Below are 14,115 nucleotides of genomic sequence, written 5' to 3' on the forward strand. Positions count from 1 at the left end.
CACGGGAACCACGCGGAACAAGGCCATTCATGGCAACTCCAGTCGGTCTGCGGAAGAGGTACGCCCGCAGGTCGCCACGAACAGAGGAAAGGTTGCCGCCCCCGCCCGCCTCAGCCGGACGTCGGTTCCGTCGGTCCCGGGGTTTCCGGCGGGGGTGTCGGGGCTCCTGGGAGGCGGACCGTCGCCACCGTGCCGGTGTCCGTCGCGCGGGTGAGTTCCACCGTGCCGCCGGCCTGCTGGATCGTGCGGGCCACGATGGAGAGGCCGAGGCCGGAGCCCGGCAGGGCGCGGGCGCTGGGGGAGCGCCAGAAGCGGTCGAAGACGTGCGGGAGTTCGTCCTCGGCGATGCCGGGCCCGTGGTCGCGTACCGTCAGCACACCGTCGCTCAGCCGCACCTCGACCGTGCCGCCGTCGGGGCTGAACTTCACCGCGTTGTCGAGGATGTTGACGACCGCCCGCTCCAGCGCGGACGGCTCCGCCCGGACGAACCACGGCTCCAGGTCCGCGGTGATCGACAGCTCCGGACCGCGCAGCCGCGCCCGCCGCAGGGCCGCCTCGACGGTGTCCTGCAGGGAGATCACCTGGACCCGCTCACCGCGCTCCCCCTCCGAGCGGGACAGCTCCTGGAGGTCGCCGATCAGCGCGGCCAGCTCGGTCATCTGCGCCTTCACCGAGGACAGCAGCGCCTTGCGGTCCTCCGCCGGGATCGGCCGACCGGTCTCCTCGCTGCGGGTGAGTAGTTCGATGTTCGTCCGCAGCGAGGTCAGCGGCGTACGCAGTTCATGGCCGGCGTCCGCGATCAGCTGCTGCTGGAGGTCACGGGAGCTGGCCAGCGACGCGGTCATCGAGTTGAACGACCGCGACAGCCGCGCCACCTCGTCCTCGCTGAAGTCCTCGACCGGGATGCGGACGGCCAGGTCCTCGGTGCGGGCCACGTGCTCCACGGCCTCGGTCAGCTTGTCCACGGGCCGCAGCCCGGCCCGGGCGACCGCGAGGCCCGCGGCCCCCGCGCCGACCACCCCGACGGCGGACACCAGGAGCAGGATCAGGGCGAGGTCGTTGAGGGTCTTCTGGGTGGTCCTCAGCGGGAGCGCGACGAGCACGCCGACATTGGGCCCCCGCCCGCCCGTCACGGTCGCCGTGGGACCGATGGGCTTGGTGAGCACCCGCAGCACGTTGCCCTCGTCGTCCGTCCCGTTGCGGAAGTACAGCGTGTTCGGGGCGAGCTCCTTGATCTCCGACCTGTCGGCCTGGAACACCCGGATCTTCCCGGAGGCGCCACCGAAGAGGCAGACCTTGCCGTCCTCCGTGACCAACTGCGAGTACCGGTCGCGGAAGAAGCCGTTCGCCGGCGGTGTGTCCGTGCAGTGGTCCAGGGTGAACTGCAACTGGTCCGCCTGCGTGCTGTTCCGCAGGGACTTCTGGAGGTCCTGGTCGAGCTGGTCGTACAGCTTGCGCTCCACGATGAACCAGCACGTCACCGAGACCGCCGCCACCGCGAACGCCACCGCCGCGGCCACCAGCATGGCCAGCCGTGCCCGCAGCGGCAGCGCCCGGTACCGGCGGGTCAGCGGGTTCACTCGGCGCCGCCCTGCCGCAGGACGTAGCCCACCCCGCGCACGGTGTGCACCAGGCGCGGCTCCCCGCCGGCCTCGGTCTTGCGGCGCAGGTACATCACGTACACGTCGAGCGAGTTGGAGGACGGCTCGAAGTCGAAGCCCCACACGGCCTTCAGGATCTGCTCGCGGGTGAGCACCTGGCGCGGGTGGGCCATGAACATCTCCAGCAGGGTGAACTCGGTGCGGGTCAGCTCGACCGGCCGCCCGCCCCGCGTGACCTCCCGGGTCGCCAGGTCCATGCGCAGGTCCCCGAAGGTGAGCGCCTCGTCGTCCTGGGCCTCGGCGGACACCGCCACCGCGTACGAACTGCGGCGCAGCAGGGCCCGGATGCGGGCGAACAGCTCGTCCAGTTCGAAGGGCTTGACGAGGTAGTCGTCCGCTCCCGCGTCCAGGCCGGTGACCCGGTCGCCGACCGTGTCGCGGGCGGTGAGCATCAGTATCGGGGTGGTGCTGCCCGCACCGCGGATGCGGCGGGCCGCCGTCAGGCCGTCCATGCGCGGCATCTGGATGTCCAGCACGACCAGGTCGGGCTGGTAGGCCGTGGCCTTCTCCAGGGCGTCCGCGCCGTCGACGGCGACCTCGGTGTCGTACCCCTCGAAGGCGAGGCTGCGCTGGAGGGCCTCGCGTACGGCCGGCTCGTCGTCGACGATCAGGATGCGCTGGGGGTCGCGGTCGCCTTCGGTGGGACTCATCGCTGGCGGTTCCTCGGGGTGCGGTGGACGGGGTGGTCGGTGTCCCTCAGCCTCCCATGCCCGGGGGCCGGGGACACGTCCGCCGGCCGGCGTCGGCCGTGTTCAGGCGGCGACCGTGGTCAGGCGCCGCAGCGGGACCTTGCGGCGGTGCGGGCGGGCGGCGGAGGTGCGCAGGCCCATCAGCTGGGGCACCGGCGTCACGGTCGCCACCTCGGGGACGCGGGGGGCGGGAACGGGTACGTGCAGTTCGGACACGATGGACAGGGCCAGGGTGAGGCCGGCCGGACCACGTTCGGCGAACCGGTGGGGAACGTGCTTGATCATGACCTGCTCCTTGCACTCGTACTGCTAACTTCCGGAGCCCGCCCGCAGTTTGGCGAGGTCGGACTTGACGGTGTCGACGGGGATCGCGAAGCCGAGGCCGATGCTGCCCGCGTCCGAGGACGAGGAGGCCTGTGACCCGGCGTACATCGCGGAGTTGATGCCGATGACATGACCGCCGGCGTCGATCAGCGCGCCGCCGGAGTTGCCGGGGTTGAGGGACGCGTCGGTCTGGATGGCCTTGTAGGTGGTGGTGGACGAGCCGGTGTCGCCGTTGAACTCGCGGCCGCCGAACTGGAACGGCCACTGTCCGCCGCCGCCCTGGCCCTGGCCCTGGTTCTCGTCGGTGGAGACGGTGACGTCCCGGTCGAGGGCGGAGACGATGCCGCTGGTGACCGTGCCGGTCAGGCCCTCCGGGGAGCCGATCGCGACGACCGTGTCCCCGACCTGCACACCGCTGGAGTCGCCGAGCGCGGCCGGCTTCAGGCCGGAGGCGCCCCGCAGCCTGATCAGCGCCAGGTCCTTGGAGCTGTCGGTGCCGACGACGTCGGCGGTGTAGCTCTTGCCGTCGCTGGTGCGCACCTTGATGGCGGAGGCGCCGGAGACGACGTGGTTGTTGGTGACGATCTCGCCGCCCGACGTGATGATCACGCCGGAGCCGGTGGAGGAGCCGTCCGAGAGGGTCGCGTTGATCTCGACCACGCTGGGGCTGACGGCGGCGGCGATGGCCGCGACGTCGCCCCGCTTGCTCGACGGCACCACGGTGGTGCTGCTGCCGGCGGTGGCGACCGTGCCCTTGCCGGTCAGCTCCTGGAAGGCGTAGGCGGTGCCGCCGCCGACCGCCGCCGCGACGATCGCGACCGCCGCGAGCAGGCCCACCGGGCCCCGGGTCCGCTTCTTGCGGTGCGGCTCGTGCGGAGCGGGCTCGGTGACCGGCCGGTACGGCGGCGGGGGCGGCCACTCGGGGTGCACGGGGGCGGAGGAGGAGTACGGCTGCTCGTAGGTGCCCTGGCTCTCGGTCATGAGTAGAGAGTCCCCCGCGACCATGAGAGCTTCCTGAGTGCTCCCTGAGAAGCCCGGCAGAACCTCGTTTGCCCGATATAAAGGCGCGCCCGCCGGGGCGCGCCTCGGGCCGGCGGGTCAGGTGCAGCCGCAGCTGGTGCGCACCACCAGCCGGGACGGGAACGTCTTCAGCCGCTCGCGCCGGGACCCGGCGACCCGCAGCCCGTCGTCCAGCACCAGGTCGACCGCCGCCCGGGCCATCGCCGAGCGGTCGGAGGCGACCGTGGTCAGCGGCGGGTCGGCGAGCGCGGCCTCCTTGATGTCGTCGAACCCGGCCACCGCGAGCTGCCCGGGCACGTCGATGCGCAGCTCGCGCGCGGCCCGCAGCACGCCGATGGCCTGGTCGTCGGTGGAGCAGAAGATCGCGGGCGGCCGGCTGGGGCCGGACAGCACCTCCAGGGCCACGCGGTAGGCGTCGTACCGGTTGTACGGCGCCTCGAACAGCCGGCCCTCGGTGGACAGGCCCGCCTCGGCCATGGCCCGCCTCCAGCCCTCGACGTGGTCGGAGACCGGGTCGCCGACGGCCGGAGTCTCGGCCGTACCGCCCAGACAGGCCACGTACGCGTGGCCGTGCTCCAGCAGGTGGCGCACGGCGAGCTGGGCGCCGCCGAGGTCGTCCGTCACCACGGCGACGTCGTCGATGGCCTCCGGACGCTCGTGCAGCAGCACCACCCGGGCGTCCCAGGCGTCGATCTCGGCGGCGGCGAGGTCGTTCAGGGCGTGGGAGACGAGGATCAGGCCCGAGACGCGCATGCCGAGGAAGGCGCGCAGATAGTGGACCTCGCGCTCGCCGATGTAGTCGGTGTTGCCGACCAGGACCATCTTCCCGCGCTCGGAGGCGGCCTGTTCGACCGCGTGCGCCATCTCGCCGAAGAAGGGCTGCCGGGCGTCGGGGATGATGAGGCCTATGAGGTCGGTGCGCCGGGAGGCCATCGCCTGGGCGACCCGGTCGGGCCGGTACCCCAGCTCCTTGATCGCCGCGAGGACACGCTCGCGCGTGGCCGGGGCGACCGGCCGGGGTCCGTTGTTGATGACATAACTGACGACGGCGGTGGAGGTTCCAGCCAGCCGTGCCACGTCATCCCGAGTCACCTTCGCCACGCGCGGAGTCTACGCGGATTGATCCGCTCCGGGCAGGGCGTATCACATGGCGGCCGCGCGCGGACGACGCCTTGTCCGGGCGCCGCCTGCGCGTCGGCCGGGCCGGTCACGCCTCGGCGTGCACCTCGACACCGTCCAGGACGGCGGTCGCGTCCGCATCCTCCGGCTTTGCCCGGCCCGCCGTGGCACCGGCCGCCTCGGCGGAGCGGTCGGCCTTCTCGGCGGAGCGGTCGGGCTTCTCGGGCGTCACGAATCGATAACCGACGTTCCGGACGGTGCCGATCAGCGACTCGTGCTCCGGGCCGAGCTTGGCGCGCAGCCGTCGTACGTGCACGTCGACCGTGCGGGTGCCGCCGAAGTAGTCGTACCCCCACACCTCCTGGAGCAGCTGGGCGCGGGTGAAGACCCGGCCCGGGTGCTGGGCGAGGTATTTGAGCAGCTCGAACTCCTTGAAGGTCAGGTCCAGGACCCGTCCCTTGAGCTTCGCGCTGTACGTCGCCTCGTCCACGGAGAGGTCGCCGTTGCGGATCTCCATCGGCGAGTCGTCGTTGACGATCTGCTGGCGGCCCATGGCGAGCCGCAGCCGCGCCTCGACCTCCGCGGGGCCGGCGGTGTCCAGCAGGACGTCGTCCACGCCCCAGTCGGCGGTGACGGCGGCGAGGCCGCCCTCGGTGACGACGAGGAGCAGCGGACAGCCGGGGCCGGTGGAGCGCAGCAGCTGGCACAGGCTGCGGACCTGCGGCAGGTCGCGACGGCCGTCGATGAGGATGACGTCGGCGCCCGGCGTGTCGACCAGGGCGGGCCCCTCCGCCGGGGCCACCCGCACGTTGTGCAGGAGCAGGCCGAGTGCCGGGAGCACCTCCGTCGACGGCTGGAGGGCGTTGGTCAGGAGCAGCAGAGAACTCATACGTCTGGTTCCTCCTCGGTCCCTGCGAGGACTGTGCGGACGGGTACTGCCCTGCGATCCCGAAGGCCCGTACACCGCGGTCACCAGAGGCTTCCCGCTTCGTATACAACGCTTCCGAAAGCACAAAAGGACCCGGGGGCTACGCTGCCCGAGTCCTCTGCCCAGCAGAATAGCCCACATGAGCAACGGTTCGGCGGGTCATGCGGCACGTTCCACCGTTCGTCCGCATGACGAGACGGCCAGACGGGGTCCTATGCGGACGTTCCTGCGCACAGCCGACGGAATCGCGATCGATTCCGTATACGATCCCGGGCCCGCCGTATACGACACACGCGCTGCTCCCGACCTGGTGTTCGTGGTCGCGCACGGCTTCACCGGGGACGTGGACCGCCCGCACGTGCGCCGGGTGGCGGCCGTCCTGCGCGGCCGGGGCGCGGTCGTCACCTTCTCCTTCCGCGGCCACGGACGCTCCGGCGGCCGCTCCACGGTCGGCGACAAGGAGGTGCTGGACCTGGCCGCCGCCGTCGCATGGGCCCGCCGCCTCGGGCACCCGCGCGTGGTCACCGTCGGCTTCTCCATGGGCGGTTCGGTGGTCCTGCGGCACGCGGCGCTCCACGGCGGCACGGACGCCGTCGTCTCGGTCAGCGCGCCCGCCCGCTGGTACTACCGGGGCACGGCCCCCATGCGCCGGCTGCACTGGCTGGTCACCCGCCCCGAGGGCCGCCTGGTCGGCCGCTACGGCCTGCGCACCCGCATCCACCACCGCGACTGGGACCCCGTCCCGCTCTCCCCGGTGCAGGCCGTCCCCCGGATCGCCCCGACGCCGCTGCTCGTCGTGCACGGCGACCGCGACGGCTACTTCCCGCTCGACCACCCCCGGATGCTCGCCGAGGCGGCCGGCGGCCACGCGGAACTCTGGGTCGAACCGGGCATGGGGCACGCCGAGCACGCGGCCGACGACGCCCTGATGGCCCGGATCGGTCGGTGGGCGGTGTCGGCGGCGGGCTAGCCTGCCTCACACTGTCTTTGACGTTTTTGTTGTCTGCCGTCGATTGAGGATCGAGATGCCCAAGGTCACGGTGCGCTACTGGGCCGCCGCCAAGGCCGCGGCCGGGGTCGCCGAGGAGCCGCACGAGGCGGACACGCTGGCCGACGCGCTGGCCGCCGTGCGCGCGCTGCATCCGGGTGAGCTGACGCGCGTGCTCCTGCGCTGCTCGTTCCTCGTCGACGGCGATCCGGTCGGGACCCGCGCACATGAGACGGTACGGCTGGCCGAGGGCGGCACGGTCGAGGTGCTCCCGCCGTTCGCAGGAGGGTGAGCGATGACCGACCACTACCAGGGCGGCCCCTACGAGGGCTACGACCCCTACCAGCAGCAGTGGCCCGCCCAGGACCCGCACCCCGGGCAGCCCGGCCACGACCCGGAGCCGACCCAGCAGTGGCAGGGCCAGACCTGGGAGACGCAGACGCACGCACCGGTGCGGGCGGAGCCGCCGTACCTGCCGGGGCAGCAGCAGGGATACCCGCTGTACCAGCGCTACGAGCGGCCGAACCAGTCGTACGAGCAGCCGCACCAGCGGCCGAACCAGCCGTACGAGCAGCCGCATCAGCAGCCGTACCCGCAGTACGAGCAGCCGCAGCAGCAGCCGCACCAGTCGTACGAGGAGCCGTACCGGCAGTACGCGGCGGCCCCCTACGCGGAACCGCACCCGCCGGCCCCCGCGCCCGCTGCCACCCCCGCTGCCGTTCCCACCCCCGCCGCCGAACCGGTGGAGGACGGGGAGGGCGGCGAGGGCGGCCCCTCCTACGGCCCCGCCACCCTCGCCGGCAACGCGCGTGTCACCGACGCCCAGCGGGCTCGCCTGGAGGGCCGTTCCCCGATCATCGAGCCCGGCATGCAGCCGGCGCTGCTCACGGCCGTCCTGGGCCTGCTGCTGGCCGTGACGGCCCCCCTCGCCTCGTACGCCCTCGTCGTCCCGCTGGTGCTGCTCCAGGCGGTGACGGCCGCGGGCTGGTTCCGGCTGAACGGCATGTGGCCCGCCCGGCAGGGCATCGCGCTGGCCTTCGCGGGCGCGCTGACGGCCGACGTGGCGGTCCTCGCGGCCGGCCGCGACCACGCCCTGGTCGCCATCCTCGGCCCGCTCGGCCTGTGGGTCCTGCTCTCCCTCGTCCTGCAACTGCGCTCCCACGCCTCGCCGGACGAGCGGATGTACGGCCTGATGGCCACGGTCACCTCGGCGGCGCTCGCGGTCCTGGCCACGGGCTACCTGGCCGCCGGCCCGCACGCCGTCTCGGTGGGCGCGGCAGCGGTGGCGGTCGCCGTCCTGGCCCGCGCCCTGCCCCTGCCCACCCCGGCCTCGGTCGTCGTCGCCCTGCTGGCGGCGGCGGGCGCGGGCATCGCGGCGGGCAACGTGACCGACTTCGGCACCCAGGGCGCCCTGCTCGGCGCCGCGGCGGGCGCCTGCGCCCTGATCGGCCACCGGGTCGCCGCTTACGACTACCCCTCCCGCTTCGTCCACTTCACGGCGGGCGTGGCACTCCCCCTGTCGGCGGCGGCACCGGTGGTGTGGGTGTTGGGGCGGGCACTGGGCTGAGCGGTCCGCCGACCACCGCGGGGACCCGTCGCCGTTCTCCGCGTGGCTTCGCCGCTCGCGGCGATCGCCCCGGCGGCCGTACGGACGCGGTGCCGAAGGGGCCCGCGCGGGGCAAGCCGAAGGGCCGCACCCCCACTGGCGTCCAACCCAGGGGATGCGGCCCTCAGCCGTCACGGAGCCCGCGTCGCAGAACCCGCGTCGGCGGGCCCGCGTCGAGGCCTCGCTCAGACCGCGATGGCGACCTCGGCCAGGCCGCCCTGCTGCGCGACGACCGTGCGGTCGGCGGTACCGCCGGGGACCAGCGCGCGTACCGTCCACGTGCCCTCGGCCGCGTAGAAGCGGAACTGGCCGGTCGCGGAGGTGGGGACCTCCGCGGTGAACTCGCCGGTCGAGTCGAGCAGACGGACGTAGCCCGTCACCGGCTCGCCGTCGCGGGTCACCTGGCCCTGGATCGTGGTCTCACCGGGCTTGATCGTCGAGGCGTCGGGGCCACCGGCCTTCGCTCCGCACATGTGCAACTCCTCCAGGAAGGGTCGGTCGGGACTTACTTGTTGGCGCCGAGCTCGATCGGCACGCCGACGAGGGAGCCGTACTCGGTCCAGGAGCCGTCGTAGTTCCTGACGTTCTCCACGCCGAGCAGCTCGTGCAGCACGAACCAGGTCAGGGCCGAGCGCTCACCGATGCGGCAGTAGGCGATCGTGTCCTTGGCGAGGTCGACGTTCTCCTCGGCGTACAGCTCCTTCAGCTCGTCATCCGACTTGAAGGTGCCGTCGTCGTTGGCGTTCTTCGACCACGGGATGTTCCGCGCGGAGGGCACGTGGCCCGGGCGCTGGGACTGCTCCTGCGGCAGGTGGGCCGGGGCGAGCAGCTTGCCGGAGAACTCGTCGGGGGAGCGGACGTCGACCAGGTTCTGCGAGCCGATGGCCTTGACGACGTCGTCGCGGAAGGCACGGATCGAGGTGTCCTGCGGCTTGGCCGTGTAGTCGGTCTTCGGGCGCTCCGGCACCTCGTCGCCGGCGACCAGCTCGCGGGCGTCCAGCTCCCACTTCTTGCGGCCGCCGTCGAGGAGCTTGACGCTCTCGTGGCCGTACAGCTTGAAGTACCAGTAGGCGTACGACGCGAACCAGTTGTTGTTGCCGCCGTAGAGGATCACCGTGTGGTCGTTGGCGATGCCCTTCTCCGACAGGAGCTTCTCGAAGCCCTCCTGGTCGACGAAGTCCCGGCGGACCGGGTCCTGGAGGTCCTTGGTCCAGTCGATGCGGATCGCGTTCCGGATGTGGTTCTTCTCGTAGGCGGACGTGTCCTCGTCCACCTCGACGATGGCGATGGTCGGGTCGTCCAGGTGCTCCTGGAGCCAGTCGGCGTCGACCAGGACGTCGCTGCGGCTCATGCTGTTTCTCCTCCGGGGCAGTTACGGCGGGGCGTGCGAGTAGACAGGGGCGCGCGCTCGGGACCCGAGCGGCGCACGGATGCCCTGGCAGCAGGGCGGGGAGAGACGCGGGAGTCGGGGCTTCCGCTCAGAAGGGGCGACAGAGCATGGCGGCAACGCGGCACAGGTCCACTGCCCGCCGCTTCGTGAGATCCGCCTGTCCTCGCGGTCGGAGGACGCTCGTCGAGTACCGCATGCGGTCGATCGTAGGGACGTACGGGCGGACATGTCACCGGTGTGTCATATGGCGAGACGCGATCGTCCGAATGGCGGAACGAACAGAGCGCCCGGAGGCCTGGTGACGGCCTCCGGGCGCTCGCTCCGGTCCTTGCATCTACGGTACGGACGTGATCGTCTCGCCAGTCGGACGATCGGTGCCCGTCGGTCGTGCTCCTACCCCGCCAGCCTGACGTCCGAACCCTTCACGCTGATGTCCACGCCGTCCTTCGCGGCCTGCACCCTGTCCAGCTTGATGCCGCCCGGCAGCTGGTCGATGGCCTGGTCGAAGTCGGTGATGCTGCGGATGCGGTCCTCGGCGATCGCGGCGGCGCCCAGCTTGGGCAGCGAGTCCGCGTGCACCTCGACCTTGTTGTTCACCACGCTCACCGAGCTGAGCACGGACACGGTCTGCTTCAGTCCGAGGGACGAGACGGTGCCCTCCACCGCGACCTTGATCTTCCCGTTGCCGCCGTCGGAGAGGCCGACGATCCGGGCGGTGACGCCGGGGGCCACCTCGGTCGGCTCGGATCCGGCCGTCTTCAGCAGCTCGGCGTAGGAGACCCGCGCCGTGCCGGTCGCGGTCGCCGCGGTGGCGGAGCTGTAGTCGCCGGAGAAGGCGACGCCCTTCATGTCGGCCTTCAGGTCGTCGATCCGGATCGTCCGGCCGGCCTTGCCGGTGGCCGCCTGGTAGTCCTTGATGCTCACCTCGACGTCGTCCAGCGAGCCGCCCGCGACCTGGGTGAGGAACGGGAAGCCCTTGATGTTGACGTCGGGGGTCGAGGCCAGGTTCTCGTTGGCCTTCAGCTTGTCCGCGGCCTCGCCCTCGGCGAAGTGCACGGCGACCCGGTCCGCGATCACGAAGAGGCCGCCCAGGATCACGACGATGATCAGGAGTATTCGCAGGGCGCGCATGTGGTTGGTTCCCCCGGGTCGGCGACGGTGTTCGGAAGTCGGTTACGGATACGCCACGGTAACCCCGGCGGGGCCGGCCGGTACGGATCTGTGGATCACTTGTGACAGGGGCCGCCGTTCTACCCTGGACTCATGTACGCCCGGCGTCGGCACGTCTACTTCACCATGATGGGGACCTGCATCGGACTCTTCGTCCTGGCGTGGGGAGTCGTGCGCCTGTGGTCCGTGCCGGCGGCCGTCGGCATGTGCGTGGTGGCCATGGTCATCCCGCCGGTCGCCGCGATGATCGCCAACCGCCGGGGCCCGGAGGACCGCTGGTGGGACGACCCCTCCGGCGACCCGAAGTCCGACGAGTGGTGGGACGAGCTGGACGGCAGGAAACGCCCGCGGCCGTAGGACGACGGTGTCCGGTCACGGCTGGGGAGGGGGCGGGTCGGTTGCGACGGAGCCATGGACCCCCCGCCGTACTCCGTCCGGGCGTCGACTCCCCCGCGCCGGGCAAGGCGGAAGGGCTGTTCGAGCCCCCTCGTCACCGACCGGGAGCGGCCCGGCTCAGTAGACGAGGGCCTGCGCCCCGTCCGCCATCGCCTCCTGTACGAAGACCTGCGCGCCCGCGATCCGTACGCCCTCGATGACGTCCTTCTCCGTGATCTCCCGGCGGGCGGCGCACTGGGTGCACAGCGTGATGCGCCCGCCGGCCAGGACGGACTCGATGAGGCCGGGCATCGGCGCGGCGTGCGGCAGCTCGAACTCGGCGGCCCGCCCCGGCAGCGCGAACCAGGACGACTCCCCGGTCAGCCACAGCGAGACCTCGACCCCGCTGGCCACGGCGACCGCGGCCACCGTGAACGCCTGCGAACACCGCTCGGGGGCGTCCGCCCCGGCCGTCACCTTGATCACGAGCTTCTTCGCCATGCCCGCATCGTAATCCGCCGGCCCACAACTCCATGCACATGACATGAAACAGTGCGGCAACGGGCAGCTGCTCAACCGAGCGGACCTCGTCAGGAGTGGCCGGTCCCGGCCGCGTAAGCTGGGCTGCGGCTCTGTCGTTCGCTCACCCTCGCTCAAGGAGCACCCGTGGAGATCTTCTTCGAAACCCTGCTGGTCCTGGTCTGCGTCGGCGTGCTCGCCTTCGCGTACCTGACCGTGAAGAAGCTGTACCAGGGCCAGCGCTGACCCACCCCTCAGGAAAGCTGTCGCTCATGATCGAGATCCCGTCCGACCTCCACAAGGACCTCGTCCCGCTCGCCTTTCTGCTCGGCAACTGGGCCGGCGCGGGCGTGCACGACTTCCCTGGCGCGGAGAAGTGCAACTTCGGGCAGGAGGTCAGCTTCACCCACGACGGCCGGGACTTCCTGGAGTACCACTCCCGCACCTGGGTGCTGGACAAGGACGGCAACAAGGTCCGCCCCCTGGAGTCGGAGTCCGGCTTCTGGCGGATCCACGCCGACCGCAAGGTCGAGGTGACGCTGACCCGCGACGACGGCGTCATCGAGATCTGGTACGGCGAGATGGCCGACCAGAAGCCGCAGATCGACCTGGTGACGGACGCCGTGGCCCGCATCCCGGGCGCGCGGCCCTACAGCGGCGGCAAGCGGCTGTACGGCTACGTCAAGAGCGACCTGATGTGGGTCGGCGAGAAGCAGACCCCCGAGGTCGCGCTGCGCCCCTACATGTCGGCCCAGCTGAAGAAGGTCGTCACCCCGGAGGACGTCGAGCGCTGGGCGAAGGCCCTGCCGGACGACATGCCGGACGACGGGATCGCCTTCTTCAAGTAGGTCCGCACCCGTCCTCGCCCGTTCTCCCCATGGGTTCGACGCCCGGTGGCCCTAGACTTTCCGGTGTGGTGAGCACCGACTGGAAGAGCGACCTCAGGCAGCGCGGCTACCGGCTGACGCCGCAGCGGCAGCTTGTCCTCGAAGCCGTCGACACCCTTGAGCACGCGACCCCCGACGACATCCTCGTGGAAGTGAGGAAGACGGCGTCGGGGGTCAACATCTCCACCGTCTACCGGACGCTGGAGCTGCTGGAGGAGCTGGGCCTGGTCAGCCACGCCCACCTCGGGCACGGCGCCCCGACCTACCACCTCGCCGACCGCCACCACCATCTGCACCTGGTGTGCCGGGACTGCGAGAACGTGATCGAGGCGGACGTCGAGGTGGCCGCGGAGTTCACGGCCAAGCTGCGCCGGCAGTTCGGCTTCGACACCGACATGAAGCATTTCGCGATCTTCGGCCGGTGCGGGGACTGTTCGCCGAAGGGGCCAACTACCACGTCGTAGGCTTACGGTATGAAGAGCCCCCTGCTGTCCCTGCCCGGCGCCGTCCCCGCCGAGGGTGTGGACGAAGGCGTCGCCGCCCACTACGGCGACCTGTTCCGCGAGCAGCGCGCCCTCGCCGACGGCACCGGTTTCGTCGACCTGTCCCACCGCGGTGTCCTCACCGTCACCGGTGACGACCGGCTGAGCTGGCTGCATCTCCTGCTCACCCAGCACGTCAGCGAACTGCCCCCGGGCGAGGCCACCGAGGCCCTGATCCTCTCCGCGCACGGACACATCGAGCACGCGCTGTACCTGGTGGACGACGGTACGACCGTCTGGGCACACGTGGAGCCCGGCACCCAGGACGCGCTGATCGCGTACCTGGAGTCGATGAAGTTCTTCTACCGGGTCGAGGTCGCCGACCGCACCGGTGACGTCGCCGTGGTGCACCTGCCCGCCGGCTCCATCGCCGACGTCCCGGACGGGGCCGTCGTACGCGAGACGGCGTACGGCCGTGACCTGTTCCTGCCGCGCGAGCGGCTGGAGGAGTTCGCCGCCGGGCACGGGCCCGCCGCCGGGCTCCTCGCCTACGAGGCGCTGCGCGTCGAACAGCACCGGCCCCGGCTCGGCTTCGAGACCGACCACCGCACCATCCCGCACGAGCTGGGCTGGATCGGCACGGCCGTACACCTCCAGAAGGGCTGCTACCGGGGACAGGAGACCGTGGCCCGGGTGCAGAACCTGGGCAAGCCGCCGCGCCGGCTGGTCTTCCTGCATCTGGACGGCAGCGAGGTGCACCTGCCGGTGCCGGGCACCGACATCCGGCTCGCCGACGAGGGGCCCGAGGGCCGCAGGATCGGCTTCGTGACGACGTCGGTACGCCACCACGAGCTGGGCCCGGTCGCCCTGGCCCTGGTGAAGCGGAACGTCCCGGTCGACGCGCGGCTCCTGGCCGGGGAGACGGCGGCGGCCCAGGAGACCGTGGTGGAGCCGTAG

The 14,115-nt window shown here is 71.7% G+C and carries 18 protein-coding genes; 7 read left to right on the top strand and 11 right to left on the bottom strand.

Translation table 11 applies throughout. The features are described 5' to 3' along the window. Positions 1–110: 110 nt before the first annotated feature. From ACZ3ZD_RS26485 to ACZ3ZD_RS26510, 6 genes are all read right to left on the bottom strand, one after another. Positions 111–1,580, bottom strand: coding sequence for a HAMP domain-containing sensor histidine kinase (locus ACZ3ZD_RS26485; RefSeq protein ID WP_467402069.1), 1,470 nt, complete (start codon positions 1,578–1,580; stop codon positions 111–113). Then, positions 1,577–2,311: a response regulator transcription factor gene (locus ACZ3ZD_RS26490; protein ID WP_467402071.1), complete on the bottom strand. Its 735-nt coding sequence runs from the start codon at positions 2,309–2,311 to the stop codon at positions 1,577–1,579. Before ACZ3ZD_RS26490 ends, ACZ3ZD_RS26485 begins: the two co-directional genes overlap by 4 nt. Before the next feature lie 102 nt (positions 2,312–2,413). After that, positions 2,414–2,635 carry a hypothetical protein gene (locus tag ACZ3ZD_RS26495; protein ID WP_467402073.1) on the bottom strand — a complete coding sequence of 74 codons (222 nt, stop codon included), beginning with the start codon at positions 2,633–2,635 and terminating at the stop codon, positions 2,414–2,416. A gap of 24 nt (positions 2,636–2,659) precedes the next feature. After that, on the bottom strand, positions 2,660–3,655 hold the full coding sequence (locus tag ACZ3ZD_RS26500; RefSeq protein ID WP_467402077.1) for a S1C family serine protease: 996 nt from the start codon (positions 3,653–3,655) through the stop codon (positions 2,660–2,662). A 117-nt stretch (positions 3,656–3,772) separates the two neighbouring features. Next, positions 3,773–4,795 (bottom strand): LacI family DNA-binding transcriptional regulator, encoded by a 1,023-nt coding sequence (locus ACZ3ZD_RS26505; protein ID WP_467402079.1) that lies wholly within the window; start codon positions 4,793–4,795, stop codon positions 3,773–3,775. A gap of 106 nt (positions 4,796–4,901) precedes the next feature. Further along, positions 4,902–5,702 (bottom strand): winged helix-turn-helix transcriptional regulator, encoded by an 801-nt coding sequence (locus ACZ3ZD_RS26510; protein WP_467402082.1) that lies wholly within the window; start codon positions 5,700–5,702, stop codon positions 4,902–4,904. Positions 5,703–5,880: 178 nt separating this feature from the next. On the opposite strand from ACZ3ZD_RS26510, the gene ACZ3ZD_RS26515 reads away from it, so the two are divergent. The 3 genes from ACZ3ZD_RS26515 to ACZ3ZD_RS26525 are packed head-to-tail and all read left to right on the top strand — an operon-like array spanning position 5,881 to position 8,296. Beyond that, a complete protein-coding gene (locus ACZ3ZD_RS26515; RefSeq protein WP_467402085.1) occupies positions 5,881–6,711 on the top strand; it encodes an alpha/beta hydrolase in 831 nt (276 codons plus the stop codon). 55 nt (positions 6,712–6,766) lie between these two features. Then, positions 6,767–7,021: a MoaD/ThiS family protein gene (locus ACZ3ZD_RS26520; RefSeq protein WP_467402087.1), complete on the top strand. Its 255-nt coding sequence runs from the start codon at positions 6,767–6,769 to the stop codon at positions 7,019–7,021. A 3-nt stretch (positions 7,022–7,024) separates the two neighbouring features. Then, positions 7,025–8,296 (top strand): hypothetical protein, encoded by a 1,272-nt coding sequence (locus ACZ3ZD_RS26525; protein ID WP_467402090.1) that lies wholly within the window; start codon positions 7,025–7,027, stop codon positions 8,294–8,296. A gap of 224 nt (positions 8,297–8,520) precedes the next feature. Here ACZ3ZD_RS26525 and ACZ3ZD_RS26530 read toward each other — a convergent pair whose 3' ends face one another. The 4 genes from ACZ3ZD_RS26530 to ACZ3ZD_RS26545 form a co-directional block, all read right to left on the bottom strand. Continuing rightward, positions 8,521–8,808, bottom strand: a complete 288-nt coding sequence (locus ACZ3ZD_RS26530) for a DUF1416 domain-containing protein (protein WP_004986406.1) — start codon at positions 8,806–8,808, stop codon at positions 8,521–8,523. Positions 8,809–8,840: 32 nt separating this feature from the next. Continuing rightward, on the bottom strand, positions 8,841–9,686 hold the full coding sequence (locus ACZ3ZD_RS26535) for a sulfurtransferase (protein ID WP_467402093.1): 846 nt from the start codon (positions 9,684–9,686) through the stop codon (positions 8,841–8,843). Between the two features lie 127 nt (positions 9,687–9,813). Next, positions 9,814–9,921 (bottom strand): Ms5788A family Cys-rich leader peptide, encoded by a 108-nt coding sequence (locus ACZ3ZD_RS26540; RefSeq protein WP_351326910.1) that lies wholly within the window; start codon positions 9,919–9,921, stop codon positions 9,814–9,816. Between the two features lie 197 nt (positions 9,922–10,118). After that, a complete protein-coding gene (locus ACZ3ZD_RS26545) occupies positions 10,119–10,856 on the bottom strand; it encodes an LmeA family phospholipid-binding protein (RefSeq protein ID WP_467402096.1) in 738 nt (245 codons plus the stop codon). 132 nt (positions 10,857–10,988) lie between these two features. On the opposite strand from ACZ3ZD_RS26545, the gene ACZ3ZD_RS26550 reads away from it, so the two are divergent. After that, complete coding sequence (locus ACZ3ZD_RS26550) at positions 10,989–11,252, top strand: DUF3099 domain-containing protein (protein ID WP_467402099.1); 264 nt, start codon at positions 10,989–10,991, stop codon at positions 11,250–11,252. Between the two features lie 156 nt (positions 11,253–11,408). Here ACZ3ZD_RS26550 and ACZ3ZD_RS26555 read toward each other — a convergent pair whose 3' ends face one another. Then, positions 11,409–11,771: a DsrE family protein gene (locus ACZ3ZD_RS26555; RefSeq protein WP_467402101.1), complete on the bottom strand. Its 363-nt coding sequence runs from the start codon at positions 11,769–11,771 to the stop codon at positions 11,409–11,411. A gap of 290 nt (positions 11,772–12,061) precedes the next feature. On the opposite strand from ACZ3ZD_RS26555, the gene ACZ3ZD_RS26560 reads away from it, so the two are divergent. From ACZ3ZD_RS26560 to ygfZ, 3 genes are all read left to right on the top strand, one after another. Further along, positions 12,062–12,637 carry a heme-binding beta-barrel domain-containing protein gene (locus tag ACZ3ZD_RS26560; RefSeq protein ID WP_467402104.1) on the top strand — a complete coding sequence of 192 codons (576 nt, stop codon included), beginning with the start codon at positions 12,062–12,064 and terminating at the stop codon, positions 12,635–12,637. A gap of 65 nt (positions 12,638–12,702) precedes the next feature. Then, positions 12,703–13,140, top strand: a complete 438-nt coding sequence (locus tag ACZ3ZD_RS26565) for a Fur family transcriptional regulator (RefSeq protein ID WP_467402106.1) — start codon at positions 12,703–12,705, stop codon at positions 13,138–13,140. Between the two features lie 9 nt (positions 13,141–13,149). Further along, positions 13,150–14,115, top strand: coding sequence for a CAF17-like 4Fe-4S cluster assembly/insertion protein YgfZ (gene ygfZ, locus ACZ3ZD_RS26570; RefSeq protein ID WP_467402110.1), 966 nt, complete (start codon positions 13,150–13,152; stop codon positions 14,113–14,115).

This window comes from Streptomyces sp. NPDC023481 (assembly GCF_055560195.1).